Here is a 25,537-nt window from a genome sequence, read left to right on the forward strand (position 1 = left end):
GAGCTAAAAAACCCCGGCAAGTGCCAGGGCCTGATCAAGCATGGACGCTTCAGGTTCTGACCAGCAGTCCCATGGTGAAACCGTCCACCGAGGCAATCTTGCCACGCCACAGCACGCCCTCTGAGCAAATAGGGCTCTGGTCGCTCGAATAGGTTTTGCAGTCTTTCAAATGGATGAAATGAAATGCGGTGGTCTCGTCCGCTGACTCACCGGGAGTGAAGGACAAAATAATCTGCTTCATAGACTCGTCAACGCCGCCGTCGAATTGAGCCAGTGGCGCCGCCATATCCTCAGCAAGCTGCTTGAAGTACGTGTCGTGCGAAATCAGCTGACCCGAGACGAGATTGCCGCCAACAGATAGCGTTATGCCAATTTCTACAGGTGTGGTGACGACAAACTTGACCAGAAACTGCAATAACCAGTCGATTTGCTTGCCTTGATCCTTCAGATGCGCGATCAGCTCATCATATTTCACGTCCTGGGACGTGGCTTTGAGGCTCTGCTCTACTTCCGACATCGACTGCTCCTTGCCTTACAAGATAATGAGCTTTAGCTATAGCCCAGATTTGTGAAAAACGAAACCTGTGGTTTGACCGTTCAGGCCATAACCTTCCGATCACTGTCTACTGCCAAGAACCCGCCATCTCGACCCTGATGGCTTCACAGCACAAATCTGCACGCAGACGTCGCGCGAATTAGAATTAGTCAGTTTGTATATAGCTTATCGCCACTGTTAAGATGCGGCATGGAATAGCAGTTAGCCTGAATAAAGAAGGATTTATGTCCGCGGTCAAAGAGATTTATCAGCAGTTTCCACACACCTTCAAACATCTTGATTCCACGCTGTTCCTAGTCAAAGCGCCCTCGGATGCGAAGCGTGATGCGCTGCGGCATCTGGTTGAAGGCAGGCGAGCTGCGGGCCTTGAACGAGTAAGCGCTCCTCTCAAAGGTGTAGAAGACGAACTTTTTGCCAAAGCCCAGCCACTCGACAGCCTCAAGGCAAAAATCCGGGTGACCCTGGGTCGGGCCAAGCGTAATGGCATGTATGATTGGCCGGTGGAAGAAGTGCTGAATACGGCTGAAGCTCATCGTCGCGGCGCACCGATTGCTCCTCTTGCTGGTTTCGGCTTCAGCAAATCGCCCCTCGGAATTACACAGGAATATTTTATATTCACTGAGTTGCTCAGCGAGCATATCAACGGCATGACGTGGATCGAATCGACCCCTGGGGAAATCGAAACTTTTATCCAGCTTTCTTTCCGCCTGCTGCGCGTGCTGCACAACAAACAGATTACTCATATGGACTTCTGGGCCAACAATGTGATGGTTAATCTGGCACCGCAAGATATCCCGATGGCTATAGACCTGGAAAATTGCTTCCCGACAACTTCTCAATACTTCAGTGAAACCCTGGCGTTCCAATTCGGCTTTTTCTACCAGCGAGATATTTATCGCTTTATTACCGAAGCACGATACGACCAATTGGTCGCTGAAGAACTGGAAATGTATAAAGCCGTGGACAGCGAAGCTTTTGAAAGCATTTACGGGCTTAGCAAGCACGAGAGAATTGGCCGCAAGGACCGCCGCGAGATATTCTGGAAAGGCAAATTCGTCACTGGCTAGCAAGGCTGCACCACACTATTTCGAGCCTCGCTTTGCGTTCTGAAACGTCGTTGCTTCTCCAGGCTCCTCCCCTTAGACACCTGCCATATTACGTATCCACGGTCATGTATCAAGCGTGGCCGAACCCTGAAAGAGAATAAAGGTTTGAGTGCATCAACCTTAGCCACGTGCTGTGAAATAACTTAACTCATCATGGCGACCAATCCCTTAATCCCCGGCCAAAAGCTGAATGCCTCCCTTTTATAAAACCAAATTGTCTGCAACTGAATTGCAATTTATTTAAATCTATTCATACGGATAGATAGTGCGCCTTTGTATGACGAGCACTTAACTAACAGCTACTTCCCTGCCCCTACTTACCAATGGCACTATGACTGCACTCACCAGATTGACGTCGCGAGGGGGAAATAATGAAAAAGAAAAAGTATGCAATCGTTCCCGCGCCATTGCTTGAGCGCCTGTCAGTGAGCATTGATTTCGAAGCAATTGATATTTCACAAGCGAAACTGGAGCTCCGAGAGCTGCTCAGTGAAGCCACGGAGCTTCCGTTTACGACCGACCTGCAATTCATACTGAGCAGGCCTGGCTTCGGCTGCCAACCCACAGCGCAAGTGCTTCGCAAACTGGGCCATGAGATCGCGGAGCGAACTGAAGCCGAACAGGCCGCAACTATTCACTGGCTGCTTAATCACTACCTGCGCGATCCGCAGAACTGGCGTAAAAACTCACTCGATCAGTTCAATGCAGCAGCCGCGACGCTGAATAACCCGGAAAACGATCTCTGAGCCAGGATCGCGACGCGCTAATAGCAGCACCACGATTGAGGTCGATTGAACCCTTGCAGCGTCGTCGTGACTAAACAGTAACGACCAAGGGAGTGTATGACGATGGGTAACTCAGAGAGCTGGAACGTATTAGCATCAATCATGAATATGCCGGTGCTGTGGATCGTATTCGCAACCATTCTGGTCGTGATCGAATTCCTGGTAGTGATGCGAATCGTCAAAAGCGAAGGCAGCCGCGAGAGCAAATGCCTGTGGATTCTGGCACTGGTGTTCGTTCCTGTTTTGGGACTGATCGCCTGGGTGGTCGCAGGACCCAAGACCAAGACAGCCCGCTCGGAATCTCGTGGTTAAGCAAGCCAGAGCGGTCAAGGACTTACCTGCTTGTCGCCTCACAACCGCTTGCCAGATTCATTTGATTGCTACCGCACCGTTATCCGATGGACGGATGCATTTATAGCCCCCATGACGGCACAGGAGACCGCTGACTGGCGTAGCGTTTGCTACAGACGCTAGTAGCGGCACTGAAAAGACTTAATGTTGACGCGACAAACCATTCACTCAAGCTCAAGGACGCAGCGATGCGCCGGATATAACCAGGAGACGTACCGTGTCAACTCTCAGTGAAATCGCAGCGAACCATGCGAAAGCAATTAAAACACTGGATGCAGAGTCGGCCATGTTGAAGGCACTGTGCTCCCCGACGCAACCCGCTGGCGAAGCGGCGACTGATAAAGCGCAGCAAGTGCCGCCTCATACCATTTCGGCAATAAATAACAGCATCTCAGCGCATGCGATGAGTATTTGAGCGGATGGAGGCGCATGACTGCAGTCGGTGACCTTAGGGCGTCGAACGGGACGCTTCGGCTGATCGTGTTGCATACTTGCTGTATGCAGCACGTATTAACCTATATCTGGACCTCACATGACACCCAATGCAGAACTCTATAACCCCTCCACCGAATACGCCGACAAGTTGATTTCACGCATCGGACAAACCCCGTCCTGGATCGCAAAACGCATTGGTGTAACGGACAAGCGGATTCGCTACATTCTTGAGGGTGAAAGAACCGTCAAGGGAGAAACCACACCAATTCAGATGACGTACACGGAACAGTTTGCTCTTGAGTGCCTTGCCGCAGAAGCGAGCGCAAAAAGACAATAGTTCTCGCGGCGTGGCGCTTAGGTCTGACGCGCGCAGCGCGTCAGGCCCCCATCAAATCCCCCCTTACCCAAAAACTCAATCATGGCCGCCTGCATTATGTGACAGGTTTAGCGATTCGCAGAAGCTTGCGCGGGGGCATGAGCTCGCAGCACACGTTGCGGCAGATATCCTGGTTTACGCCTGGACGGGCCGCGATGTAAGGCAATCGGTAACAGCAAAGCGGTCACCCGCTGGACCGGCCAGCGCTAACATCAAAGGTATCACCACGATCGTCGCGTCCGGCGATGGCTGCCTATCCCTATCGCAAAGCTTGAACGAGGCAGCTCCAGGAATGTGCCAAGGGCAAGCGCTAATGCGAGCAGTACCTGACCGAATCAGGTGATTAGCTTGACAGCCCTATAAAGACAACAGCGCTGAACCACTTTGCGACCTGGGTTGGTATCAGCCTACACCGCTTGTCGCCACCTACTGCGGGAACGACAGTCCCTGGCCGATAAAGAGCGCATTACCCTTCTGGTTCGGATAGGGAAAACAAGGAAGGCCACAATACGATGAATCTTTTACGCGGTACCCTGCTCTCAACACGTCTGATTTCTGCGTTTGTAGCATGCGCAGTTATCACCCTAGGTGTTGGCTTGGTTGGCTACACAGGAATCACGGGGCTGAAGAACAGCGTAGATGGAATCGTAAGCAACAATCTTGTCTCTGTGTACAACACGAGTAACGCCCGCTCAAATGCGATAGCACATTATCGCGACTTACACCGTGCACTGCTGTTTAAATTTGCAAAGGCAGACCAGGCCAAATATGACGATGTTTTGAAATCCTTGGCAGACAACCAAAGAGAGGTAGAGCAACTTTTTAATAAATATCGGCAAACGCCTCTGGAAGATGATGAAAGAGTCGCAGGGGACCAATTTGAAAAATCCTGGCCAGCGTATATCAATGCCTCCTCTCACGTGATCGAGTTAGCGGAGAAAGGAGACCTTGAAGGCGCGACGAGGCTATTCGAACAAGAAGTGGATCCTGAATACAAAAAAGCAAACGATGAGCTCAAGATAATGGTCGCTTCCAATAAGCGCCAGAGTGACGACGTGGCGGTAGACGCAGCGAAAACTTCAAGCACCGCCTACTGGTCATTAGCGGTAGGCGTGGTTGTCGCATTTATTGCCGCAATCATTTTGGGACTGTTGGTAACACGCTCCATCACGCGGCCGCTTTCGACAGCGCTACGGACCGCAAAACAGGTGGCTGACGGCGACCTTTCTCAAAAAATCGATGTAACCGGAAGGGACGAGATTAGCACCCTTCAAACCGCGCTCAGCACGATGCAAATCAATCTGAGAGGTACGATCAAAGAAATCGCGAATGCGGCTGATCAGCTTGCCTCTGCGTCCGAAGAGTTAAATGCAGTTACGGAAGAAAGCTCTAGAGCACTGATACGCCAAAACGACGAAATCCAGCAAGCCGCTACGGCGGTCAACGAGATGACGGCAGCGGTAGAGGAAGTCGCGCGCAATGCGTCAGGGGCGTCTGAGTCCTCCGAAGAAACCAGCCGCAGTGCTATTCAAGGGCGTGACCAGGTAAAGAGTGCCGTTGGATCGGTTAATACAATGGCAGAGCAGATTTCGCAATCGACCGAAAAGGTTACGGTACTCGCCTCTAGAGTCAACGAGATAACCGGGGTTCTCGCGGTCATTCAGTCCATCGCTCAGCAAACCAACCTCTTGGCATTGAATGCCGCAATTGAAGCAGCCAGAGCTGGCGAGCAGGGTCGTGGCTTCGCGGTGGTCGCCGATGAAGTACGTGCACTTGCGCACCGAACTCAGGCATCGACTGCAGATATCGAAGCGATGATGGCTCAAGTGCGCGTAGGTGCGGACGAGGCCGTGATCGCTATGAATAACAGTAGAAGCCTTGCGGGAGAAACCCGGGATCAAGCCATTGAAGCAGGCCACGCGTTAGACAGAATCACCGAAGGTGTTTCTATAATTAACGAGAAGAATCTCGTCATCGCCAGTGCTGCTGAAGAACAAGCTCATGTAGCTCGTGAAGTTGACCGGAACTTGATTAACATTCAAGACATCTCCACTCAAACGGCAACGGGCGCACATCAAACTAATGCTTCAAGTGCCGAGCTGTCTCGATTGGCCGCCTCATTTGGCGTGCTGGTTAACAAATTTAAAACCTGAAGAATAGCTGATCAGAATGCGCGTAGATCTTATACGCGCTTCTGAATAGCTCATGCTGTGTGCATGATCGCTATCAATGCATCTATGTCAGGCAATTCGAGGATCAGTTTCGATCTGGGCACCCCAACGGCCAGTCTGTTGTGGGCGCGAAGAGTGAAGAAGCCATCACCTCATCCAGAGAGCGCCCACCCTGCCCTGCGCAACGATGGCACGCGCCATCCTGGCAGGCAGGAGATGCCGTCAGTAGCCTGTTAGCCCTTGGATGCCTGCCCTGCATCAAGCAGCAATGTTTTTGATCTGCTCTGAAATACAGGATCTTTTCTGATGTAGAGGAGCCAGTTTGCAAATGCAGATTGCTGGCGACGATGCGCTGTTTGCCACTGCTCGCCCCCAAACACAGCACTGTTCATCGACATCAGCTCCTCTGTAGCCTGGTTAAGCTCATTCAACAGGTACTCGCTGTCTTCTGAGTCCATCTCTGAGGCAAGCATATTTTTGCTCGTTACTAAGGGATAGATGTGACCCCGTCATTGCTGCTTTATTCCAATTCGCCATAAAGGCCTGACCAGCGGTAACCATTCGTCGCCCTTAAGGGACCGATCCAGCACCCATCTATTGAGAGGCCTGCAAGGCCTGAAGCCTGCCCTCATGCTAGATTACGGTCCTACCGACATGAGGTGAACTTTGAAAGGACAGTCTGTGGCGCCAGGCATTGGAGATATCTATAGCGTTTATTCGCCAAAACTGCGGAAGTATGTTGCCTGTCAGGTGACAGCGCTCAAAGAGAACATCGAGCGCAAGGGCCAGCAGATGGCGGCTGTGCTTGAGCTGGACTGGAGTGGCGACGCCTTGCCGCAGGCGAGCGACCTGGCGGCCATGCACCCGCTGTTGGTCGATTTCTTCTTTCGGCGTGACAAGCATGAACACGTTTATGTCATCGCCGAGGTGCCCGCCGCTTACACCTTGGTGGGCAATATCGCGCCGCTGGTGCTTGACGACACCACCACGTATGGCCACTGGAATACCGGCGAAACCGTGTACCACCAGCAGCAATGGGAGCAAATCGATGTCGCCCGGCGCCAGCGTTTCAAGGCTGCTTCAGGCGACGTCGAGGTGACGATTGGCGGTCATGTGCTGCGTCAGGATACTAATCGCATCGAAGACAACGTCTTGCAGTCAGTCACTGATCTTGCTGAACTCGATCAACTGCCATGCCTGACCAAAATTCACACTGAGCATGGTTCACAGGCCCTGCTCGACTATGTGAATCAGCATCCCTTTATCACTGAGCTGCTGTGGCGTTCGCCGCAGGTGACGGAGCTTGATCTGCGCGACAGCCGCATGAGACGCCTGAGCATTGATGTGACCGGCGTGAGCAAGGTGCACCTTAATGACGATTTGATGCATCTGATACTGCGTGGCGAGCCATCGCCACAGTTGCAACTGCACTGCAGCGACGAAGGACGCGCGTTGTATCTGACCTGTAAGGGCGACGTGAAACCCTTCGGCGGCCTCGATCATCTGGGCGGCCTCACGCTCTATGCGGCCAAGGAGATCGACCTGGAGACGGTGGTAGCGCGTTTCCCTGATCTGTGGTTTCTGGATCTGAGAGGCAAGCCGGGCATAGTGTCAAACCTGTCTGCCATCGCTGCGCTGGCGCAGTTGCAAATGCTGAGTTTGCACGACCTGTTTGGCTACACGGCAGAACAGTTTCCGGCGCCGCAGCAACTGCCTCGCCTGTCGACCTTGTGGCTCAGCAGTGTGCCGTTCGACGTGGCGCAGACCGTCAAGAAGGGCTATAAACAAGCCGCTGCGCTGGGCCTGGACCTTTCGGTGACCCAGCCGCGCAAGAGCGAATGGCTGGCCGAAAACCTGGACAACCCGTTTCGTGACTGGGATGGCCGCGAGGAGATTACTCCCGCCAAGGCAAAAAAGGCGACCACCGCCTACAAAGCGTTGCTCTCCGCCACGCGCAGCGTCAACGCCAGCATGATAGCCGATGCCGTGCAGCTCGCCTTGTCCGACATGGTCACCGCCTATGTAGCGACCTTCAACCAGATCGACCAGCGCGGCAGCGTCATAGGCACGATCGAATGCGAAGAGATCCATGAAGCACTGGCAGGGTGCCTGAACGCACTGGTGGTGCAAATGGGCGAGCATGGGGCGCTGGTCGACATGGACGGCCTACTGGACTTGTTTGACGAGTTGCGTGATTTTTGAGGCTCTAGCTCAGATGGGGATGTGCCGGCCATATGGCGGGTTCAGACGAAGGTAAGTCTGTAAAAAGTCTGCAGCCAAAGCTTTCGAGGAATTGTGGGATTCGATAAAGAGCGTCGATGCCTGGAATTCCAGTCCATGGTTCTCGGTCGTCGAGCTCAAAACGATGATGCCATGTCAGCCTGGCGAGCACTATGACAGTGCGTCCATCAACGACCTCAGCCTATGCTAAGCAACCGCGCTGGCGGCTTCTCTTCAGCCTTCCGGTAGAGATATTCACGCCATACCCGAAAAGCGCTCTGCTGACGCGAGCATGCATCCCTCCACTGCTCACCACCAACCTGCCCGACGTGCAGAGCCATCATTATTTCAGTGGCTTTGTCGAGCTCGCAAACCAAGTCATGTGCGTTGGTCGTATCGAAATAATTGGCGTTCATAAAATCCCTTTTAATTATTGGCTTTCAATCGACTAGCCATCTCCTTGATAGTGCAGGGGTTCTGACGAACGGTAAAAATATAAATCCGGCTCGAGATGTTAAGCGCGCCCACTGTCCCACTAAGGTGTTCACAGCCTGCCGGCGATCGACGAGCGAGGATTCGTTATGCCTACGAAAAAAGACGCCCAACTGCTATTAAGCAACTGAGAAAATGGCTGAGCACTATCTTGAAGAGCTGGATACATCAGTCCTACATGCTTTGTGGTCAGATCGCCGAGGTCCAGCGCATGCTTGATCTCAGCAGAGAGCACGTCGCAACACTTGTTGAGATGCACGCCGAGGTTTCCCGCGAACGAGATACGTTGCGGGTACAGTTGAACGCAGCGAATACGCGAATATATCCGATTGCCTCCGCCAAGCGGGAGAGGATTGGGCAAAGATCAACACCCTTCAGCGCATTTCCGCCCAAAACGACTATCTCAGGCAGGAAGGCGACGAGCTCCGCCGTCAGATTTCAGAATAACCAACATCAACCTACAGAACGGTGCCATGCGTGGTCAGTTCAAGCTGAGTGGTGACCAGCGATTGCGCCTCAGCCAGCAACTTATCGATGCAAAGGTGGCGGCGGGTTGCTAAATCATCGCAGCCTACCTTGAACACGGTGCGGCTGGGCTGCAGCAGGATGAAAGCATATCTCAGCGTACTTCCGCAAAGCAGCGGATGAAGGCAGTGCAGACGCCCATGTTGTGACAACCGTTGGATGTGCGTCTGCTGGGTCAAGCGCCTTGAAAACCATCGTCAAGGCGTGTTAGCGCTCGCCAACGAGCCCTGCTTCCACCTGCAATAACAATAGCAACTCAGCGTCGCTCGGATAAAAAATCAGATCACCTGAAGGACGCAGCCTCGACTCGGGAAGCTCAGTTACTTGATATAGAAAATTATCTGAATAGAATTTTTTCAGTTGCTCAAGTTCTGGAATTTGCATCTGAATATCCTGAAAATTTAGATACTGCAATTCCTCTCTATACTTTTCAGCACTGGACGGATCCGCCAACTGTAATTTTTCAAGCAACTGCCTCTTAGCCTCTAGCTTCGCAGGAGTATTGGCGCGTGCTAGCTTGAGCATTTCCATTTTCGCAATACATTTTTCGCATCCTTCATTGACGCCTTTTGCCCATAAACGATAAGCATCCAGTCGGCGGCCCTCCATATCCGCCAACGTCCCAAGCCCATCATAAGCTTCTGTATACCCTTGGCTGGCAGCACACTCCAGCATAGCCTTTGCGAGCGGACGCAACTCATTGGAGCGAACGAGAATGTTACCGCTCACGTAGGTCATTGCATGAGGACTGCCCCGGTCAATCGCCGCATCCATAAGGTAGTACATGTCGCTGTTCTGGTAAGGCCAGAGAGACTTACCGTATCGATACATGGCCATGGGTACCGTGGCTGCCAAATGGCGCACCCGTTCGGAGAGTTCCGCAAGCACTTCAGGCTTTCTTTCAAACTTTGATGACCAAAGGGCATCGACATACTCACCCCGCCAACTGCCCGCCTTGACAGCGGCTTCGAGCAACTTTACCCGGAGCTGACGATGAGCAGTCTCTGACCAGAAATTCTCGTCCTTCTCCCCGATCAGGGAGTACGTCATGAATTCATCAAAGGCACGAGCAGCCATCTCGTTTTCTTGCGGAGTATGATCTTCGACCTTAGTACAGATGAACTTTTTGCCTGTGAAGCGACTGGTCAAATCAGGATCATCACTATGGATGGTCTGGTTCCAAGGTGGCATATGATTGAAGTCCTCCAGCGAGCTCGACAAGTCCATTGCTGAAAGCTCACCTGAAAAAACCACAAGCATTAATACCGTCCACACTCTCATATAACACACTCTCACGCGGGAAGGATAAATTCACACTCCTTAACGGAAATATAGGCAATTGCAAGAGCAAAGTTTAGCACGCACTGAGGTATGGAAAGAGTTTATGATGCATTGAGCGTAACCATCCGGCCAAGTCATCTACTCAGCACCGCAAAGCCCAGACATGGTGTGCACTTAAATTGATCTGCCCCCAAATGTTGGACATCAACATAAGGGGGGGTATGAGAAAATACACAGAGCAGCGAAGCTCGCGGCAGTATAGGACTATTGCTCCGACAACGGGGGGCTGAGAGATGTGGCGCGTCGTCATAACGTAAATTTTTCATCGCTTCGCCAATGGGTTTTGGGTTACCAGACGCTAGGTATCACGTGCATCACGGCTAAGAAGAAGATCCATAACAGCGCTGCGTTCAAGTTGAGTGTTTTGCAACGCATGCGCGAGGACAAACTGTCTTATCGCCAAGCCGCTGCCCTGTTTAATATCCCGAGATTCGATATTCTTGGCCAGTGCAAACGTCGGTATGATGAAGGCGGTTTGGAGGCCTTGTCCGGGCAGCCAGGAAGCGGACTTCATAAAAAAATGACTAACACCGTGCCATCCATTCCGCTTGAATCTTCGGGTGACGAAGCCGTACGCGAGATGATTCGCTGAGTGAGTTAAACGAGTTGCGGATGGAGATCGCTTATTTAAAAAAGCTCGATGCCGTGGTTCAAGCGAAGTAACGCGCAGCGCAGCGAAAAAAGCAAAATCGTGATCGAACTGAAGCGGGAGCACCCTCTGGAACGCCTTCTGAAAGTGGCGGGCCTGGCCCGAAGCACGTTTTACTATCAACAAAAAGTGCAGCAATCCATTGATAAATACGCGGTACTGAAGACCAGAATTTGCTCAATCTTCGACCAGCACAAAGGCCGATATGGCTAAAGCCAACGGCCAAGAGCCCTATGCATGGCTGCTCCACGCATTAGAACGGCTGCCACTGGCGACGTCGGTTGAAGATCACGAAGCGTTGCTGCCGTGGAACTGCACGCCTCAATTGCATTCGTAAACGCGGCGCCCATCTTTGGCTAGGTGGGGTTCATGGAGCGCTTACAGAATAACCACCTGAAGTCTCTGTCATAGCTGTTCGGCTGTCACATCGTGTGTATTCCGAAATAATCGCCCTTGCCCGTCAATTGTAAGCACTCCATGAAGCCCACATTCAAAGCCGCCCTCTGACCCCTGATGCTTTGCTCCCTATTTCCTCAGGAGCCAGCTCGCCATGATGCGACCCGATGCCAAAGTCGAAAAAGTGTATCTGTACCCCAAGCCCGTTGACTTCCGAAAGTCCATTCGGGGAATGTTTACGTTCACCGATAGCTTCGCCTTACCTGATCCACTACAAGCCACGTTCCCGCAGGCGCGAGCAGTTTGAAGCAAAGCACCACTGGACGTCGGTGACGCCTGACTACCTGACCAAGGAATTCAGCAAGGCCAGGGACGCAGCGCACGCATACGACCATATCGCAGGTGGTGAGCGCCCCACTTTTCACGAAATCCGCGCTTTGGGTGCCTGGCTATACGAGCAGCAGAAATTCCGCAAGAGTACATTCAGGCACTGCTGGGGCATGCGGACGAGAAGATGACGCGACATTATCAGGAGGGGCATGACGAGAAGAAAATCGAGTACGTCGAGGTGGGTGCCGAATTGGCATTCTGAGTGGGGGTTTTGCAAAAGTTTTGCAAATCCATTTTTGAAACGGGCAACAAAAAAGGGTCTACATCTCTGTAGACCCTTCTAGACCGGCAGCAGTACCGGATTTTGTTTGGTAGGCGCGACTGGACTCGAACCAGCGACCCCCACCATGTCAAGGTGGTGCTCTAACCAACTGAGCTACGCGCCTGCTGTGGGTCGGCATTCTACGGATATTCAAATGTGTGTCAACACCTTTTTTCGCGCTAACTCCATGAATATGCGAATTTTTTTTCCTTCCCTGTTTTCCCTTCTTTGTTTGGCCGCTGGCTGGTGGAGATATTTGATCTCGGGTAGGATCGGGACATTCGTAAAAAATATTAAACGGAGGTTGTAGGATGGCGAACACTCCTTATCCGCAGTCCTATTACGCGGCTTCGGCGAATCCAGTTCCGGAACGCCCGCAGTTGCAGGGTGATGTGGAAACTGACGTTTGTATCATTGGTGCAGGCTATACAGGCCTGTCCAGCGCCCTGTTTCTGCTTGAGCACGGCTTTAAGGTGACGGTACTGGAAGCCGCGAAAGTCGGCTTTGGGGCTTCAGGCCGTAATGGCGGGCAGATCGTCAACAGCTATAGCCGCGATATTGATGTCATTGAACGCACTGTCGACCCTCGGCAGGCCCAGTTGCTTGGGCAAATGGCGTTCGAGGGCGGTGCAATCATCCGCGAGCGTATCGCTAAATATCATATCCAGTGCGACCTGAAGGACGGCGGAGTATTTGCCGCCATCACCGACAAGCAGATGGGTCATCTGGAAGCCCAGAAACGTCTATGGGAACGCTATGGTCACACCCAGCTTGAGTTGCTGGACAAGCGTCGTATGGGCGAAGTGGTTGCTTCTGATCAGTACATTGGCGGCATGCTCGACATGACCGGCGGCCATATTCACCCGCTTAATCTGGCATTGGGCGAAGCGGCTGCCGTGGAATCGCTGGGTGGCGTTATCTACGAACAGTCTGCTGCCGTACGAATTGATCGTGGCGCCAATCCGGTTGTTCATACGGAATCAGGCAGGGTCAAAGCACGCTTTGTGATCGTCGCGGGGAATGCCTATCTGGGCAATCTGGTGCCGGAGTTGGCCGCCAAGTCGATGCCTTGCGGCACTCAGGTGATTACCACCGAGCCACTGAATGAAGAGCTGGCCAGAACGCTGCTACCTCAGGATTACTGCGTCGAAGACTGCAACTACTTGCTGGACTACTACCGACTGTCTGCGGACAAACGCCTGATCTTCGGCGGCGGCGTGGTATATGGCGCGCGCGATCCGGCGAACATCGAAGCAATCATTCGTCCGAAAATGCTCAAGGCATTCCCGCAGCTCAAGGATGTGAAGATTGATTACGCGTGGACAGGCAATTTTCTGCTGACCCTGTCGCGACTGCCACAGGTAGGACGTTTGGGTGACAACATCTATTACTCTCAAGGCTGCAGCGGCCACGGTGTGACGTACACCCACCTCGCTGGCAAAGTCCTCGCCGAGGCCTTACGTGGACAGGCCGAGCGTTTTGACGCTTTTGCCGGACTGCCGCACTACCCCTTCCCCGGCGGACAACTGCTGCGCACGCCGCTCACCGCATTGGGTGCCTGGTACTACAGCCTCAGAGACAAATTCGGCTTTTGATTGCAAGGGCGGCGCCAGACGAGGCGCCGCCCTGCGGACTCAACGGGCTTTGAGCGTCTTCAGCGCTTCACCAGCCGCTTGCTCCTGCCCCGCCTGGGCCAGATCATTGGCTGCCTTCGACCAGCGTTGCTCATCCAGATTGGCGGGCAATTGACGCGGACTTTGAATCAGCACAGCCCAACTGCCCGCCTTTTCCCAAGCCGACGTAAAACTGCTGAAACTCATCAGCAAGTGTCGATTCATGCCCGCGTGGAGCAGGACGGTCTGCTTGATCCGGTTGTAGCCCACCAGCACGCCGTAACGGGGCTCGGTAAACACCGCGCCTTCTGCGAAACGCACCATGACCGGGTAGCCGGCTGACACCTGAGTCAGTAACGACGCAAGACCCGAGTCCAGCGGGTAAACCAGAAAGCCGTACTGTCGCGCGACTTGCTGCATGTTCTGCTCAAGTCCGGCTTCGCCACCGGGCAACTGCAACGATTTATCCAGTAACCCAGGGGTTATCTGCACGCGTTGATAGGACAACATGCTCGCCAGCGCACCGGGCCCACTTTGATAGGCATTACCGCGGAAGAACGGCACATTATTGAGTTCTACGCGATCCGGCAGGCGTTTGATTTCAGGCGCTAAAGCCGAAGCACAACCGCCAAGAGTCAATACAACGGCAACGAGTATTCCGAGACGCTTAAGGCCAGCTGTACGAAAAAAAAGAGAAACCGGCGACATTTTCACTCACTTCAACAAGCGCCGGACAACCCACGGTCCGGCTCGGACAAGATAATAGGACGCGCCGGGGTCGGGGTATAGCCTCGATGCACAATGCAAAGGCGTGCATAGATCAAATTAGTCATTAAGTTCGACCACTGGTCAACTAACGGAAACATGCCGCGGACTAGACTGTCGATTATCAGGACCGTAGATGAAAAAGCAGGGTCCGTGGAGGACGTATGAGCCTGGAAATGACAATCGTGATGCTGATCTCCGCATGGCTGGCCGTGGCCACTGCCATGCTATGGGGTGTGATGAGGATTGCCCGTCGTCACCATCAACGCAGCGCGCCGACCGCACCAGCCGTTTTAACGAAACCGCTGAAGTCGATCAAGGGCCGCCCACACGCACCGGCCCACTGAGCATGCAAAAAACGGCCGGTATGAATAGTCTTCATACCGGCCGTTTGTTTTTCAGCTATCAGGCATCGCCGTCAGCGATCAGGCTTTGGATGCCTGTGCAGCCGCCTCTTTCTTGAGCTTCGACTTGCGGGACATCATGTTCAGGATCTCGATAAAGGCAGAGAACGCCATGGCCGCGTAGATGTAGCCTTTAGGTACGTGAGCACCGAAGCCTTCTGCGATCAACGTCATACCGATCATGATCAGGAAGCCCAGCGCCAGCATCACGACGCTCGGGTTGTCATTGATGAACTTGGCCAAAGGCTCAGCGGCCACCAACATCACGATCACGGCGGATACCACAGCGATAATCATGATCGGCAAGTGTTCGGTCATGCCGACAGCGGTGATGATACTGTCGATGGAGAACACCAGGTCCAGGATCAGAATCTGACTGATCGCGGCCCCCATGCTGAGGGTAATAGTGGTGTCCAGCTTCTTTTCTTCTTCAGTCTTGATATCGACGCTATGGTGAATCTCGGTCGTGGCTTTCCAGACCAGAAACAGACCACCTGCAATCAGGATCATGTCTTTCCAGGAGAACACCTGCCCCAGAATTTCAATCACCGGCTCGGTGAGCTGCACAATCCACGCGACGGTGCTGAGCAAGCCCAACCGCAGGAACAGCGCCATACCGATACCCAGGCGTCGTGCCTTCAGTTGCTGATGGGCCGGTAGCTTGTTGGTCAGGATAGAGATGAAAATCAGGTTATCGATGCCCAGTACGACTTCCATGACAACCAGAGTGGCCAAGGCAATCCATGCAGCGGGGCTTGAAGCGAGTTCTAACAGGTATTCCATATGTATTGCCCTGATTCAGTCAGTGATAAAGGTCAGATTTCTTTCTTGCTTTCTTCGTCTTTCTGCTCTGCCTTGGGCTCAGCCATGGACAAGTCCTGCTTGGCATCATCCAGAGCTTTTGTTGCGGCTTTGTGAGTATCGTCGATGGCCTGTTTGGCTGAATCAGTTGCAGTGTTCAGCAGTTGTTTACTGGAACTTTCAATCTGGTCACAGCCCGCCAACACTAACAACGGTACAGCCAGTAATGCAGCATAGAGAGGTTTAATCATCTGAAGCCTCGAAAATTTAACCGGTTTTTACTGCTCCGGCGATAGGCCAGCATTCTAGAGAGATCGAACCATCAGGAAAATTCGTATTTTTAAGCGGTATACTTCGGCAATACCGAACTGAGAAATTTCAATGCTCAACTACCGACAGCTGCATTATTTCTGGGTGGTCGCTAAAACCGGCAGCATCGTGCGCGCCTGCGACCAGTTAAACCTGACGGCCCAGACTATCAGCGGTCAGATCAGCCTGCTGGAACAGTCCTTGGGCGTTGACCTGTTTCAGCGTGTAGGTCGACAGCTGGAGCTCACCGAAGCCGGTCGCCTCACCCTACCCTATGCCGAACAGATGTTTCAGCTTGGTAACGAGCTGGAGTCTATCTTGCGAGCGCAGCCGGATGAGCCGCAGATATTGTTCCGCGTTGGCGTCGCCGACGTGGTACCAAAGTCCATCGTGTACCGGCTGATCGCACCGACCATGGAGCTGAGCGAACCGATGCGCATCACCTGCCGGGAAGACAAACTAGAGCGGTTGTTGGCAGACCTGGCGATTCAGCGACTGGACCTGGTGATCTCTGACAGTCCGATGCCTCCTCATCTGGACATCAAAGGCTACAGCCAGAAGCTGGGCGAATGCGGGATCAGCTTTTTCGCCACTGAGGAGCTTTTTGAGCGCTATGGGCAAGACTTCCCCTTTGGCATGCAGGGGGCACCGCTGCTGATTCCCGGGCAGGAAACCGTAGTGCGCAGTCGACTCATGCGCTGGTTTGCTGAGTTGAAGGTTCAGCCGAGAATAGTTGGAGAATTCGACGACAGCGCACTGATGAAAGCCTTCGGCAAATCCGGCAGCGGGATATTCGTCGCCCCGAGCGTCATTGCCGATGAAGTGCAGGCGCAGTATGGCGTGCAGCTACTCGGCCAGACAGATGCCGTGACCGAGTCGTTTTATGCCATTTCGGTGGAGCGAAAGGTCAAGCACCCCGGCATCGTTGCGATTACCGAGGGCGCCCGACAGAAGCTGTTCACCGACGCGGTCTAGGACGTAAAGACTTAAACAGTGCCCATGAAATCGCGCTTGCCGATTTCAATGCCATTGTGGCGCAGCAGGTCGTAGGCGGTGGTCACGTGGAAGAAGAACTGCGGCAGGCTGTAGCTCAACAGGTAAGTCTGGCCGGTAAAGCGCTTCTCTTTAGGGGTGCCCGGGCGAAGAACGATTTCAATTTCTTCGTTACCGTCGATCTGCTCTGGCTTGATGCTGCCGATGAAGTCCAGAGTCTTGGCCAGTAACGCCTGAAGTTCGGCGAAGCTGGTTTCAGTGTCGTCGTACTTGGGCATCTCGACCTGAGCCAGACGTGCCGATGCGCCTTTGGCGAAATCCACAGCGATCTGAATCTGACGAGTGAAGTTCAGCATGTCTGGATACAGACGTGCCTGCAGCAGCGCTTCAGGCTGGATATTTTTCTGCGTGGCGTGCGCTTCGGCTTTAGTCAGGATCTGGCTCAACGCGTTAAGCATCTGCTGGAAAACCGGGACAGAAGCGGAGTACAGAGAAATAGTCATGACAGTTCCTTATAAGAAAGTGCCTGATTATAGGCATGTGTGGCCAAGCGCGCTGTGGCTGTTTTCAACTGACATCCGCCGACTGATCGTTGCGCTGGAAATAATCCCCCGCACACCCTAGGCTGTCTTCCCGCCATCGCCTACGGAAAGAGCCATGTCCACAGAACAGTCCTCGAACAGTCCTGCCGAACAACCCGATGCGCTAAATCTGAGCAGCACCGAGGTGCGCATTCTGGGCTGTCTGATCGAAAAGCAGGCTACCAGCCCGGAGACCTATCCGCTTACCCTCAACGCGCTGGTCACTGCCTGCAACCAGAAAACCAGCCGCGATCCTGTAATGAACCTTAACCCCGGCCCGGTTGGCCAAAGCCTGCGCGCACTGGAAGGCCGCGGTCTGGTTCGGCTGGTCATGGGCAGTCGTGCCGATCGCTGGGAACAGCGCGTCGATAAAACCCTGGAGTTGGTCCCCGCCCAAGTGATTCTGACCGGGCTTTTGCTGTTGCGCGGCCCACAGACGGTCAACGAACTGCTGACCCGTAGCAACCGGATGCATGACTTCGAAGACAACGAGCAAGTCGTCCATCAATTGGAACGACTGATTGCCAGAGGGCTGGCGATTCTGCTGCCACGCCAGTCAGGACAGCGCGAAGACCGTTACATGCATACGCTGGGCAATGCTGATGATCTGCAGGAAATCCTCGCAGCCCGGCAAAGCCAGCCAGAACGCGCCTCTTCAGCTAGCAACGCTAGCACCGAGCGCCTGGATGAACTTGAGGCGCGCGTTGCGGCACTCGAAGAGCGTCTGGCGAAGCTCGAATAACCCCTCCCCGCCAGTGCCCCACCCGGGCAGGATATTACCCTCATCCCGCCCGGGCGAACGCGGCAGCTTGCTGAAACAACTCGTCACCTGGACGCACCCCGGTGTACAGCACAAATTGCTCCAGCGCCTGAATCGCCGCCACTTCATCGCCGCTGATGACTCGCTTTTTTCTGGCGCGCGCAGCTTCGACTAGCGGTGTATTCACCGGGTTGGCCACGACGTCGAACACCGTATCTGCCGCGTCGATGGCTTCAAGGCTGAACGCAAGCTCATCGGCCTGAGCACCGATCATGCCTAACGGCGTGACATTGACCAGTAATGGCGGCCGTTCATCCCCCAGAGCTGCCTGCCAACGCAGGCCGCAGGATTGCGCCAACGCCCGACCGGCTTCTTCGTTGCGGGCAATAATGACGCCATCAGTAAAGCCCGATTCACGCATGGCGAACGCTACAGCTTTGGCCATGCCGCCACTGCCACGCAAGGCGAACGCAGTGCGTGGAACGGCTCGGCTGTCCATCAATTGAGCAACGGCAATATAGTCAGTGTTGTAGGCCTTCAAATGGCCCGCGGTATTAACAATGGTATTGACCGATGCAATGGCAGCCGCAGAGGGATCCATTTCGTCAATCAACGGGATGCTTGCTTCCTTGAACGGCATAGAGACGGCGCAGCCGCGAATTCCCAGTGAGCGCATTCCTGCGATTGCAGCCGGCAGGTCCGAAGGGCTGAAAGCCTTGTAATAGAAATTCAGACCCAACTGCTGATAAAGGTAGTTATGAAAACGAACGCCGAAGTTGCCTGGTCTTGCGGCGAGGGACATACACAAAACAGTTTCCTTGTCAGGGATGACAGGCATGCTTTTCTCCTGAACGGTATTAGTAAAAGCCTCGCGGGAAGGCGTAATATCTGCACCGTAACGCGACGCGATGAAAGTCGCCCGGTTCTTTATGCGTAAGTACCTTACACAAAATTTACTCAGCGGCTTCGCAGTTTTTCCGCAAAGCGCTGTCTTAAGAGTTATCCCGTGGCAGTGCTTGAGAGTGACGCAGGCTCGCGACAACGGGTTGAAAGTGAGGAACAGTCATGATTCGTCAAATCCCCAAGGTTGCCTTGTTGTTAGCTGCTCTGGCCATGGCCGGCCAGGCGAATGCCCATGGCGGCGGCCGTGGCTGGGCGGGCCCGGCAGTTGTGGGTGCAATCGTAGGTGGCGTGGTCGGCGCTGCGGTATCGTCCGGTCGCGACAGAACGGTCTATGTCGAGCAGCAGCCGGTCTATGTTCAACAACCCGTGTATGTTCAGGCTCCGCCGCAGCCAGTCTATTATCAGCCGGCCTATCAGGTTGTAGCGCCACCACCAGTGCGCGTATATGGTCCACCGCCTGGCTATTACGGCCCTCCACCCGTTTATTACGGCCCACCGCGCGGCTATTACGACCGCGGTCGCTGGTAATCATTGATAAACAGCCCCGCCCTCACCCGGCGGGGCTTTTTTTCGCCAGTGGAAAGGTAACGACTTCAGTAAAACTCAAGTTTGGTTGATCAAAGACGATAGCCTGCTAACAGTCCATTCTCTAACCACGAGCCAGCGTATAACGCTTCACCGACCTCACCGCTCAGTTCGTCATAACAATAAGGAATTCAATATGCCGACACAGAACCCACACCGAACATTCGGACTCTGTACGTCGAACAAGGTCTACAGCGCTTTGACTGAACTCAAGAGCCTGGAAGGCCACCGCACCGCGAAGTTTGTTGCGCTGATGGCGCAGAATCTGGTTGAAAAAGGCATGCTGTCTGATGAAGAAGTGATCGCCATACTGGATCAGGTCGTCGACTGAACCGTATTGGCAAACATTGCGTCGGCCTTCTGTTCATCAATGTCCACTATCGAGAGCGTTGATTTCTGCTGTGTCCAGTGACCCCGTAGAGTAGCGCCATAGATTGTTGGAGGCACTTATGAGCACACTCAAAATCATGTCCGTGGTAGGCAGCGCAGTTCCCCAGGCGCTTAGAGCCCAAGGTCTGCTGGCCTGTTGGTATCTGGTGCACAACGGTGAGCCCGTCAGCGGCCCGTTTGCATCGTTGAATGCTGCCCAGGCACGCTCTGAACTGTTCGAAGACCGCCAGCTAAACAGCTAACAGACATCCTCATCACAGCCCGGCCCGGCGCCAGGCTGGTAGTTAGACCGGCTGAAACTCTCTGAATTGTGCGTTGCTCCGCACACCCTCTTGCCCGCATTGGTCCCCTGATGCGGGCTTTTTTTACGTCTCTATATCCTGCCGATATCAGAGACGCTCAGCCATTGCAGCATTGACCTGACAACGGTGGGCCAGTTTCTGCAGGCGCTTTTCCATACTCATGAACACCACCCGATCCGAACGACCACTTTCCAGCTCGTCGATAAGGTCACTCGCGACCTGACGCAACTCGTAGGCAATCACCACGCGGTCGTCATTGAGGTCATGCTTGTGGGACTCGAACAGGCGGTGCAGATAGTTCTCCAGAACATACTTCATGCGATGCCGGTCGGTAGCACGCAGGTGATTCAGGCTCAGATTGATTTTGCCCAGCAACTCGCTGAGCTCTCCACACAGATACTGCATGCGTCTGGCGTACCCAATCTGCCCGTCGCGCATGGCTTTGCGCTGCACTGCAGCTTCCTGACTACGCTGGATGCCAGGAACGGCAACGGCGACCATCATGCCAATAATCAAGCCTGTTGCCTGGACCCAGCCCACCCAGTCTGCGGGCCGCGAGAAGAAACCTGCACCCATCAACAGAACCGCTATTGCACCGGCAACTATCACTAAAACAACGTAATCCTTGCTGATAAACCCTTTGGGCATTACGCGACTCCTTCGGCCTGTATTGGCAGCTATCGATGGCATGGAATGCTAATCGGTGCGGGCGCTGGATACCATGACTATTGTTACCGAGGACGATTTTTCAACCGTTGGGGCAAAACTTAAATCTTACATTTATTAGTGAAACTCCCTACAACAACCATCGACAGTGGTCAGGCCTACTCATAAAATGCCGAGCAGTTTCTCTACCCCGTGTGAATGCCACACTCCACTCTTAGTGAGCCTCGCTCTTGAAAATTCGTCTTCATATTTTGGGCCTTTTATTTGCACTTGCAGGCCCGGCACTTTCTACCAGTGTCTCCGCGAACGACCCTGCCCCACTTAATCGTGATCCTTCTCTACTTCATCTGGCATCCGGCAGCGCAATGCTCGTTGACCTGCAGACCGATAAAGTTTTGTATTCCAGCAATCCAGACGTCATCGTACCCATCGCCTCTGTGACCAAGCTCATGACGGCAATGGTTGTACTGGACGCCAAACAGTCCATGGATGAAGTCATCCCGGTCAATATCTCGCAAACGCCAGAAATGAAAGGCGTGTTCTCGCGAGTCAAACTGGGCAGCGAACTACCCCGCCGTGAAATGCTACTGATCACCTTGATGTCTTCCGAGAACCGCGCGGCTGCAAGTCTGGCCCATAGTTATCCGGGCGGCTATGCAGCGTTTATTCTGGCAATGAATGCCAAAGCCAAGGCACTGGGCATGAAACATACGGTGTATGTCGAGCCGACCGGTCTCTCGATCTACAACGTCTCGACAGCGCGCGACCTGACCAAACTGCTGCTCGCGTCGCGTAAATATCCGGCCCTCAGCGAGCTGAGCACCACGCCGGAAAAAACCGTCACATTCCGCAAGCCAACCTACAGCCTGGGCTTTAGTAACACTGACCACCTGGTTCGTAAATCCAACTGGGATATCAAGCTGACCAAGACCGGCTTTACCAATCAGGCTGGGCACTGCCTGGTCCTGCTGACCAGCATGGCTAATCGCCCTGTCGCGATGGTGATCCTTGATGCATTCGGCAAATACACTCACTTTGCAGATGCAAGCCGCATACGCCAATGGATGGAGACAGGCAAAAGCAATCCGCCGCCCGCCGTGGCGTTGCAGTACAAGAAAGAAAAGAATCTGGTGATGAAGCAGCAAGGGCTACAAGCTACCGAGTGACCCGTCGAAATCACACGTAAAAAGGCCGCCAGCTCCTCATGGAACTGGCGGCCTTTTTGTTGTAGCCAAGCGCTTAGAGGTTGAACTGAGTCACCAGCTTGGTGTTCAGGTAAGCCTCGATTGCCTCGGTACCACCCTCAGAGCCGTAACCTGAATCCTTGATGCCACCGAACGGGACTTCCGGCAAGCCGATGCCCTGATGGTTGATTGAAAGCATGCCCGCTTCAATGCCAGTGCTCAGCGCGTGAGCAGTCTTCATCGATGTGGTAAAGGCATACGAAGCCAGACCAAATGGCACTCGATTGGATTCGGCAATCGCCTCCTCCACGGTATCGAACGGCACCACCAGGGCAACAGGACCAAACGGCTCTTCGTTCATGATGCGCATTTCAGGGGTCAGACCACTGAGCACAGTCGGTTCGAAGAAGTAGCCAGGCCCCTCGATAGCTTTCCCGCCTGCGTTAAGCGTTGCACCTGAAGCTTTAGCGTCATCGACCAATGCAACCAGCGCCGGAATACGACGATCATTGGCGACCGGCCCCATGGTTACCGTCGAATCGAGGCCGTTACCGACCTTGATTTCCCGGGTCAGCCCAACGAATTTCTCGATAAACGCTTCGTATACACTGCGCTGAACCAGAATACGGGTCGGCGACACACAGACCTGACCGGCGTTGCGGAACTTGGCAGTTGCCAGCACGCGCGCGGCGAGGTCGACATCCGCATCGTCAAAAACCAGCGCCGGTGCATGACCGCCCAACTCCATCGTTGCGCGCTTCATGTGCTGCCCGGCAAGCGCGGCGAGCTGCTTGCCAACCGGAGTCGAGCCGGTGAATGTCACTTTGCGAATGACCGGGTGAGCAATCAGGTATGAGGAAATTTCTGCGGGGTTTCCGTACACCAGACCAATGACACCGGCTGGCACGCCGGCATCTGCGAAAGCGCGGATCAATTCAGCAGGTGATGCCGGGGTTTCTTCCGGAGCCTTGATGATGATCGAGCAGCCTGCCGCCAGCGCGGAAGACAATTTGCGCACGATCTGGTTGATCGGGAAATTCCACGGCGTGAACGCCGCGACTGGTCCTACAGGTTCTTTGACGACTTTCTGCTCGACGTCTGCGCCGCGGGAAGGAACCAGACGGCCATAACTGCGACGCCCCTCCTCGGCCAGCCACTCGATTACGTCCGCACCCGACAGTACTTCAGCGCGGGCTTCGGCCAACGGTTTACCCTGCTCCTGCGTCATGATCCGGGCAATGGAATCTGCGCGCTCACGCAATAAATGCGCGGCTTTTTGCATCGTTTTGTAGCGATCGTAGGCGGAGGTCTTGCGCCATGTCGCGAAACCACGCTCGGTGGCCGCCAGTGCTTCATCGAGGTCAGCAATGCTGGCGTGTGCAACAGTGCCCAGTTGCTGGCCGGTAGCGGGATCAATGACTGGCTGGGTGCGACCATCCTGGCCTGCACGCCATTGACCGTCGATAAAGAGCTGAACATCAGGATACATAGCGATTCTCCAGTTGCATTCGCAAGACAAGAAATGTGCTTTTCAAAAGCGCTACGAGTTCAATGGGGGCGCGATGGTGTATATCAAGGCATTTCACCCCATCGCTTTTCGGAAGAGTCCGAATCCATCAAGCCCTGGTTCGTTGCTGCCAGGCCGCAGCAAGCCCACTCAGGCAGATGACGGCGATGCCCAGTTGCGCAGTCAACGAGGGCGCATGACCAAACACCAGGTAACCCAACAAACCTGCAAACACGATCTGGCAGTAGCTGAACGGCGCCAGCATCGCGGGCGCGGCATAACGAAAAGCCTGAGTCAGCAGCAAGTGAGCAACCATCCCGCACGCTCCCAGCGCCAGCATGAACGGCAGATGCTTGAGTTCCGGCGCAGTCCAGAAAAACGGCAGGAGTGCGGTCATGACCAGGCTGTTGAACAACCCTGCAAAGAAATTGCTGGTGGTCGGGCTGTCATGCGCGCTGACCATTCGGGTGAGCAGTTGATAGGAAGCAAATAACGTCGCAGATCCCAGAGGTAGCAGGCTGGCTGGAGTAAACAGCTCTCCGCCGGGGTGCACAATAATCAGTACGCCAACAAAGCCCACAAGCACTGCTGCCCATTGTTTACGCGTGACATGCTCTCCCAGCAGCGGCACTGACAGGGCGGTAATCAACAGGGGTGCAAGAAAGTTGACGGCGGTTGCCTCAGCCAGCGGGATGTACATCAATCCGGTGGTGAACAACAAACTGGTGCCCAACAGGCACAGCGCACGCATTATTTGCAGCTTCAAGCGCTTGGTACGCAGCACCCGCAGGCCTGCCGAAGGCATGAAAATCCCGGCCATCAGTAGCGTATGCACTACATAGCGGACCCAAACGACCATGAAGATCGGATAAAACCCGGACAGGTATTTGGAAATGGTGTCGTGACTTGAAAACAGAAATGTGGCCAGAACAATGAGCGCGATGCCCTTGAGTGGCTGGTTGACGCCGGATAGTGGCGTGCTGACGGTACTCATCTAGTTTCCTTGGCATGGCAGAAAACAGTCGCCTATTCAGATGCCGAACGACAGCGCATCCGATATCCCTGAATAGCGTATGAAGGAAAGAATATAGAAGCCGCCCCGGTAATCCAAACAATGCCGCGGCTAATAACGAAATTAACTGACTGGCCGGTCCGATCGGGACACTCAAGTCCAGATCCGTAACAAGGCGCCTTTCGCTCCGGAAAGCGGATCGGCCGCAGGCAAAGGAACCTCGGAAATACGCTGCCGGGATGCACTCAATGCAGCGTGGTCGGCGCGCTGGATGTCGTACTGGCTCTGATTGGACGGGTAGCCGCCCACTACCAGAAAATCGTCACTTCGCTCCAGGCAACAGTGACCGGTGCCAGCAGGCAATACCAGAACATCTCCTGACGCTATCGTGACTTCCTGCCCGCGCTTGCCACCAAGCATCACCCGCGCCGCGCCGCTGGCAACCCCGAGCACTTCATGGGCCGTGGAATGATAGTGGTGATAATCAAAAATCACGTCACGCCATAACGCTGGCCAATGATTATGGGTAAAGAGACGTTCGAACCCGGCAGCCGTGTCGGCGCTCTCAAACGATACTCCCCGGTACACCAACACCGGCAATCGACTGTTAGGGACCTCTCGGTCCTCTTCAAAAAACAGCTGCTCGGGTGCGCGTGAAACCATGATGGCTGCTCCTTGCCGGATGGGATAATCCATGTCGACTCCTG

General features: G+C 54.1%; 29 protein-coding genes, 1 tRNA gene and 4 pseudogenes. 20 read left to right on the forward strand and 14 right to left on the reverse strand.

Going from position 1 to position 25,537, the window contains the following annotated elements:
• Positions 1 to 49: 49 nt before the first annotated feature.
• The gene (gene gvpU / locus RX972_RS05100; protein ID WP_099268809.1) at positions 50 to 517 is read right to left on the reverse strand and encodes a gas vesicle accessory protein GvpU; all 468 of its coding nucleotides are present in this window, start codon (positions 515 to 517) and stop codon (positions 50 to 52) included.
• 263 nt (positions 518 to 780) lie between these two features.
• Here gvpU and RX972_RS05105 point away from each other — a divergent pair, with 263 nt between their 5' ends.
• The 7 genes and pseudogenes from RX972_RS05105 to RX972_RS29425 form a co-directional block, all read left to right on the forward strand.
• Complete coding sequence (locus RX972_RS05105) at positions 781 to 1,623, forward strand: hypothetical protein (protein ID WP_122394711.1); 843 nt, start codon at positions 781 to 783, stop codon at positions 1,621 to 1,623.
• Positions 1,624 to 2,033: 410 nt separating this feature from the next.
• Entirely contained in the window at positions 2,034 to 2,408 is a 375-nt protein-coding gene (locus RX972_RS05110; protein WP_316873093.1) for a hypothetical protein, read from the forward strand.
• Between the two features lie 102 nt (positions 2,409 to 2,510).
• The gene (locus tag RX972_RS05115; RefSeq protein WP_231674661.1) at positions 2,511 to 2,759 is read left to right on the forward strand and encodes a PLD nuclease N-terminal domain-containing protein; all 249 of its coding nucleotides are present in this window, start codon (positions 2,511 to 2,513) and stop codon (positions 2,757 to 2,759) included.
• A gap of 256 nt (positions 2,760 to 3,015) precedes the next feature.
• Positions 3,016 to 3,213 carry a hypothetical protein gene (locus RX972_RS05120; RefSeq protein WP_099268807.1) on the forward strand — a complete coding sequence of 66 codons (198 nt, stop codon included), beginning with the start codon at positions 3,016 to 3,018 and terminating at the stop codon, positions 3,211 to 3,213.
• Positions 3,214 to 3,330: 117 nt separating this feature from the next.
• Positions 3,331 to 3,570, forward strand: coding sequence for a hypothetical protein (locus tag RX972_RS05125; protein WP_099268806.1), 240 nt, complete (start codon positions 3,331 to 3,333; stop codon positions 3,568 to 3,570).
• Between the two features lie 551 nt (positions 3,571 to 4,121).
• Positions 4,122 to 5,063: pseudogene (locus RX972_RS29420) on the forward strand (methyl-accepting chemotaxis protein); the annotation flags it as partial.
• Positions 5,064 to 5,162: 99 nt separating this feature from the next.
• A pseudogene (locus RX972_RS29425) lies at positions 5,163 to 5,762 on the forward strand (methyl-accepting chemotaxis protein); the annotation flags it as partial.
• Between the two features lie 251 nt (positions 5,763 to 6,013).
• Here RX972_RS29425 and RX972_RS05135 read toward each other — a convergent pair.
• Positions 6,014 to 6,253, reverse strand: coding sequence for a hypothetical protein (locus RX972_RS05135; RefSeq protein ID WP_231674664.1), 240 nt, complete (start codon positions 6,251 to 6,253; stop codon positions 6,014 to 6,016).
• A 193-nt stretch (positions 6,254 to 6,446) separates the two neighbouring features.
• Here RX972_RS05135 and RX972_RS05140 point away from each other — a divergent pair, with 193 nt between their 5' ends.
• On the forward strand, positions 6,447 to 7,982 hold the full coding sequence (locus RX972_RS05140; RefSeq protein WP_316873098.1) for a hypothetical protein: 1,536 nt from the start codon (positions 6,447 to 6,449) through the stop codon (positions 7,980 to 7,982).
• A gap of 215 nt (positions 7,983 to 8,197) precedes the next feature.
• Here the strand turns inward: RX972_RS05140 and RX972_RS05145 are convergent, their stop codons facing one another.
• The gene (locus RX972_RS05145; protein WP_027899079.1) at positions 8,198 to 8,416 is read right to left on the reverse strand and encodes a hypothetical protein; all 219 of its coding nucleotides are present in this window, start codon (positions 8,414 to 8,416) and stop codon (positions 8,198 to 8,200) included.
• A 525-nt stretch (positions 8,417 to 8,941) separates the two neighbouring features.
• On the opposite strand from RX972_RS05145, the pseudogene RX972_RS05150 reads away from it, so the two are divergent.
• Positions 8,942 to 9,156 (forward strand): annotated as a pseudogene (locus tag RX972_RS05150) (sel1 repeat family protein); the annotation flags it as partial.
• A gap of 68 nt (positions 9,157 to 9,224) precedes the next feature.
• On the opposite strand, the gene RX972_RS05155 reads toward RX972_RS05150, so the two are convergent.
• Entirely contained in the window at positions 9,225 to 10,277 is a 1,053-nt protein-coding gene (locus RX972_RS05155) for a hypothetical protein (protein WP_316873099.1), read from the reverse strand.
• 316 nt (positions 10,278 to 10,593) lie between these two features.
• Between RX972_RS05155 and RX972_RS05160 the strand changes: the two genes are divergently transcribed.
• The 3 genes and pseudogenes from RX972_RS05160 to RX972_RS05170 form a co-directional block, all read left to right on the forward strand.
• On the forward strand, positions 10,594 to 10,950 hold the full coding sequence (locus RX972_RS05160; protein ID WP_316873100.1) for a helix-turn-helix domain-containing protein: 357 nt from the start codon (positions 10,594 to 10,596) through the stop codon (positions 10,948 to 10,950).
• 48 nt (positions 10,951 to 10,998) lie between these two features.
• Positions 10,999 to 11,220 carry a hypothetical protein gene (locus tag RX972_RS05165; RefSeq protein ID WP_316873102.1) on the forward strand — a complete coding sequence of 74 codons (222 nt, stop codon included), beginning with the start codon at positions 10,999 to 11,001 and terminating at the stop codon, positions 11,218 to 11,220.
• A pseudogene (locus RX972_RS05170) lies at positions 11,216 to 11,344 on the forward strand (transposase domain-containing protein); the annotation flags it as partial. The gene RX972_RS05165 and the pseudogene RX972_RS05170, both read left to right, overlap by 5 nt.
• A 758-nt stretch (positions 11,345 to 12,102) precedes the next feature.
• Here RX972_RS05170 and RX972_RS05175 read toward each other — a convergent pair.
• A tRNA-Val gene (locus RX972_RS05175) sits at positions 12,103 to 12,179 on the reverse strand.
• A 187-nt stretch (positions 12,180 to 12,366) separates the two neighbouring features.
• On the opposite strand from RX972_RS05175, the gene RX972_RS05180 reads away from it, so the two are divergent.
• Positions 12,367 to 13,650 (forward strand): FAD-binding oxidoreductase, encoded by a 1,284-nt coding sequence (locus RX972_RS05180; RefSeq protein ID WP_316873103.1) that lies wholly within the window; start codon positions 12,367 to 12,369, stop codon positions 13,648 to 13,650.
• Positions 13,651 to 13,689: 39 nt separating this feature from the next.
• Here RX972_RS05180 and RX972_RS05185 read toward each other — a convergent pair whose 3' ends face one another.
• Entirely contained in the window at positions 13,690 to 14,376 is a 687-nt protein-coding gene (locus RX972_RS05185) for a peptidase C39 family protein (protein ID WP_231671009.1), read from the reverse strand.
• A gap of 221 nt (positions 14,377 to 14,597) precedes the next feature.
• Between RX972_RS05185 and RX972_RS05190 the strand changes: the two genes are divergently transcribed.
• Complete coding sequence (locus tag RX972_RS05190; RefSeq protein ID WP_122394724.1) at positions 14,598 to 14,780, forward strand: hypothetical protein; 183 nt, start codon at positions 14,598 to 14,600, stop codon at positions 14,778 to 14,780.
• Between the two features lie 78 nt (positions 14,781 to 14,858).
• Here RX972_RS05190 and RX972_RS05195 read toward each other — a convergent pair whose 3' ends face one another.
• Positions 14,859 to 15,620: a TerC family protein gene (locus RX972_RS05195; RefSeq protein ID WP_027899075.1), complete on the reverse strand. Its 762-nt coding sequence runs from the start codon at positions 15,618 to 15,620 to the stop codon at positions 14,859 to 14,861.
• Positions 15,621 to 15,652: 32 nt separating this feature from the next.
• Positions 15,653 to 15,889, reverse strand: coding sequence for a hypothetical protein (locus RX972_RS05200; RefSeq protein WP_027899074.1), 237 nt, complete (start codon positions 15,887 to 15,889; stop codon positions 15,653 to 15,655).
• 130 nt (positions 15,890 to 16,019) lie between these two features.
• Here RX972_RS05200 and nhaR point away from each other — a divergent pair, with 130 nt between their 5' ends.
• Positions 16,020 to 16,922 carry a transcriptional activator NhaR gene (gene nhaR / locus RX972_RS05205; RefSeq protein ID WP_027899073.1) on the forward strand — a complete coding sequence of 301 codons (903 nt, stop codon included), beginning with the start codon at positions 16,020 to 16,022 and terminating at the stop codon, positions 16,920 to 16,922.
• Positions 16,923 to 16,933: 11 nt separating this feature from the next.
• Here the strand turns inward: nhaR and RX972_RS05210 are convergent, their stop codons facing one another.
• Complete coding sequence (locus tag RX972_RS05210; RefSeq protein ID WP_099268795.1) at positions 16,934 to 17,443, reverse strand: DUF1993 family protein; 510 nt, start codon at positions 17,441 to 17,443, stop codon at positions 16,934 to 16,936.
• Positions 17,444 to 17,597: 154 nt separating this feature from the next.
• On the opposite strand from RX972_RS05210, the gene RX972_RS05215 reads away from it, so the two are divergent.
• Positions 17,598 to 18,263 carry a YceH family protein gene (locus RX972_RS05215; protein WP_027899071.1) on the forward strand — a complete coding sequence of 222 codons (666 nt, stop codon included), beginning with the start codon at positions 17,598 to 17,600 and terminating at the stop codon, positions 18,261 to 18,263.
• A 40-nt stretch (positions 18,264 to 18,303) separates the two neighbouring features.
• Here the strand turns inward: RX972_RS05215 and RX972_RS05220 are convergent, their stop codons facing one another.
• On the reverse strand, positions 18,304 to 19,119 hold the full coding sequence (locus tag RX972_RS05220; protein ID WP_316873110.1) for a shikimate 5-dehydrogenase: 816 nt from the start codon (positions 19,117 to 19,119) through the stop codon (positions 18,304 to 18,306).
• A gap of 227 nt (positions 19,120 to 19,346) precedes the next feature.
• On the opposite strand from RX972_RS05220, the gene RX972_RS05225 reads away from it, so the two are divergent.
• From RX972_RS05225 to RX972_RS05235, 3 genes are all read left to right on the forward strand, one after another.
• On the forward strand, positions 19,347 to 19,712 hold the full coding sequence (locus tag RX972_RS05225) for a hypothetical protein (protein WP_027899069.1): 366 nt from the start codon (positions 19,347 to 19,349) through the stop codon (positions 19,710 to 19,712).
• A gap of 193 nt (positions 19,713 to 19,905) precedes the next feature.
• The gene (locus tag RX972_RS05230; protein WP_027899068.1) at positions 19,906 to 20,100 is read left to right on the forward strand and encodes a hypothetical protein; all 195 of its coding nucleotides are present in this window, start codon (positions 19,906 to 19,908) and stop codon (positions 20,098 to 20,100) included.
• 118 nt (positions 20,101 to 20,218) lie between these two features.
• Positions 20,219 to 20,401, forward strand: a complete 183-nt coding sequence (locus RX972_RS05235) for a hypothetical protein (RefSeq protein WP_027899067.1) — start codon at positions 20,219 to 20,221, stop codon at positions 20,399 to 20,401.
• Positions 20,402 to 20,548: 147 nt separating this feature from the next.
• On the opposite strand, the gene RX972_RS05240 is transcribed toward RX972_RS05235, so the two are convergent.
• Positions 20,549 to 21,109, reverse strand: coding sequence for a hypothetical protein (locus RX972_RS05240; RefSeq protein ID WP_027899066.1), 561 nt, complete (start codon positions 21,107 to 21,109; stop codon positions 20,549 to 20,551).
• A gap of 248 nt (positions 21,110 to 21,357) precedes the next feature.
• Between RX972_RS05240 and pbpG the strand changes: the two genes are divergently transcribed.
• Positions 21,358 to 22,293 (forward strand): D-alanyl-D-alanine endopeptidase, encoded by a 936-nt coding sequence (gene pbpG / locus RX972_RS05245; protein WP_099268792.1) that lies wholly within the window; start codon positions 21,358 to 21,360, stop codon positions 22,291 to 22,293.
• Positions 22,294 to 22,366: 73 nt separating this feature from the next.
• Here the strand turns inward: pbpG and RX972_RS05250 are convergent, their stop codons facing one another.
• The 3 genes from RX972_RS05250 to RX972_RS05260 all read right to left on the reverse strand — a co-directional run bounded on the left by RX972_RS05250 (position 22,367) and on the right by RX972_RS05260 (position 25,526).
• Complete coding sequence (locus RX972_RS05250; protein ID WP_316873115.1) at positions 22,367 to 23,800, reverse strand: NAD-dependent succinate-semialdehyde dehydrogenase; 1,434 nt, start codon at positions 23,798 to 23,800, stop codon at positions 22,367 to 22,369.
• Positions 23,801 to 23,927: 127 nt separating this feature from the next.
• Positions 23,928 to 24,812: a DMT family transporter gene (locus RX972_RS05255; RefSeq protein WP_027899063.1), complete on the reverse strand. Its 885-nt coding sequence runs from the start codon at positions 24,810 to 24,812 to the stop codon at positions 23,928 to 23,930.
• A gap of 171 nt (positions 24,813 to 24,983) precedes the next feature.
• Complete coding sequence (locus tag RX972_RS05260; RefSeq protein WP_410478198.1) at positions 24,984 to 25,526, reverse strand: cupin domain-containing protein; 543 nt, start codon at positions 25,524 to 25,526, stop codon at positions 24,984 to 24,986.
• Positions 25,527 to 25,537: the final 11 nt, after the last annotated feature.

The organism is Pseudomonas syringae group sp. J309-1, from assembly GCF_032582135.1.
GTDB lineage: Bacteria > Pseudomonadota > Gammaproteobacteria > Pseudomonadales > Pseudomonadaceae > Aquipseudomonas > Aquipseudomonas quasicaspiana.

What these genes read in the sequence shown, in the direction of transcription:
- RX972_RS05190 (WP_122394724.1), top strand. Translation starts at nt 14,598, where the DNA reads ATGAGCCTGGAAATGACAATCGTGATGCTGATCTCCGCATGGCTGGCC.
- RX972_RS05155 (WP_316873099.1), bottom strand. Translation starts at nt 10,277, where the DNA reads ATGCTTGTGGTTTTTTCAGGTGAGCTTTCAGCAATGGACTTGTCGAGC.
- RX972_RS05115 (WP_231674661.1), top strand. Translation starts at nt 2,511, where the DNA reads ATGGGTAACTCAGAGAGCTGGAACGTATTAGCATCAATCATGAATATG.
- RX972_RS05235 (WP_027899067.1), top strand. Translation starts at nt 20,219, where the DNA reads ATGAGCACACTCAAAATCATGTCCGTGGTAGGCAGCGCAGTTCCCCAG.
- RX972_RS05220 (WP_316873110.1), bottom strand. Translation starts at nt 19,119, where the DNA reads ATGCCTGTCATCCCTGACAAGGAAACTGTTTTGTGTATGTCCCTCGCC.
- RX972_RS05180 (WP_316873103.1), top strand. Translation starts at nt 12,367, where the DNA reads ATGGCGAACACTCCTTATCCGCAGTCCTATTACGCGGCTTCGGCGAAT.
- RX972_RS05145 (WP_027899079.1), bottom strand. Translation starts at nt 8,416, where the DNA reads ATGAACGCCAATTATTTCGATACGACCAACGCACATGACTTGGTTTGC.
- RX972_RS05135 (WP_231674664.1), bottom strand. Translation starts at nt 6,253, where the DNA reads ATGCTTGCCTCAGAGATGGACTCAGAAGACAGCGAGTACCTGTTGAAT.
- RX972_RS05185 (WP_231671009.1), bottom strand. Translation starts at nt 14,376, where the DNA reads ATGTCGCCGGTTTCTCTTTTTTTTCGTACAGCTGGCCTTAAGCGTCTC.
- RX972_RS05195 (WP_027899075.1), bottom strand. Translation starts at nt 15,620, where the DNA reads ATGGAATACCTGTTAGAACTCGCTTCAAGCCCCGCTGCATGGATTGCC.
- RX972_RS05105 (WP_122394711.1), top strand. Translation starts at nt 781, where the DNA reads ATGTCCGCGGTCAAAGAGATTTATCAGCAGTTTCCACACACCTTCAAA.
- RX972_RS05165 (WP_316873102.1), top strand. Translation starts at nt 10,999, where the DNA reads ATGCCGTGGTTCAAGCGAAGTAACGCGCAGCGCAGCGAAAAAAGCAAA.
- RX972_RS05230 (WP_027899068.1), top strand. Translation starts at nt 19,906, where the DNA reads ATGCCGACACAGAACCCACACCGAACATTCGGACTCTGTACGTCGAAC.
- RX972_RS05215 (WP_027899071.1), top strand. Translation starts at nt 17,598, where the DNA reads ATGTCCACAGAACAGTCCTCGAACAGTCCTGCCGAACAACCCGATGCG.
- nhaR (WP_027899073.1), top strand. Translation starts at nt 16,020, where the DNA reads ATGCTCAACTACCGACAGCTGCATTATTTCTGGGTGGTCGCTAAAACC.
- RX972_RS05200 (WP_027899074.1), bottom strand. Translation starts at nt 15,889, where the DNA reads ATGATTAAACCTCTCTATGCTGCATTACTGGCTGTACCGTTGTTAGTG.
- RX972_RS05250 (WP_316873115.1), bottom strand. Translation starts at nt 23,800, where the DNA reads ATGTATCCTGATGTTCAGCTCTTTATCGACGGTCAATGGCGTGCAGGC.
- gvpU (WP_099268809.1), bottom strand. Translation starts at nt 517, where the DNA reads ATGTCGGAAGTAGAGCAGAGCCTCAAAGCCACGTCCCAGGACGTGAAA.
- RX972_RS05125 (WP_099268806.1), top strand. Translation starts at nt 3,331, where the DNA reads ATGACACCCAATGCAGAACTCTATAACCCCTCCACCGAATACGCCGAC.
- RX972_RS05240 (WP_027899066.1), bottom strand. Translation starts at nt 21,109, where the DNA reads ATGCCCAAAGGGTTTATCAGCAAGGATTACGTTGTTTTAGTGATAGTT.
- RX972_RS05255 (WP_027899063.1), bottom strand. Translation starts at nt 24,812, where the DNA reads ATGAGTACCGTCAGCACGCCACTATCCGGCGTCAACCAGCCACTCAAG.
- RX972_RS05110 (WP_316873093.1), top strand. Translation starts at nt 2,034, where the DNA reads ATGAAAAAGAAAAAGTATGCAATCGTTCCCGCGCCATTGCTTGAGCGC.
- RX972_RS05225 (WP_027899069.1), top strand. Translation starts at nt 19,347, where the DNA reads ATGATTCGTCAAATCCCCAAGGTTGCCTTGTTGTTAGCTGCTCTGGCC.
- RX972_RS05210 (WP_099268795.1), bottom strand. Translation starts at nt 17,443, where the DNA reads ATGACTATTTCTCTGTACTCCGCTTCTGTCCCGGTTTTCCAGCAGATG.
- RX972_RS05260 (WP_410478198.1), bottom strand. Translation starts at nt 25,526, where the DNA reads ATGGATTATCCCATCCGGCAAGGAGCAGCCATCATGGTTTCACGCGCA.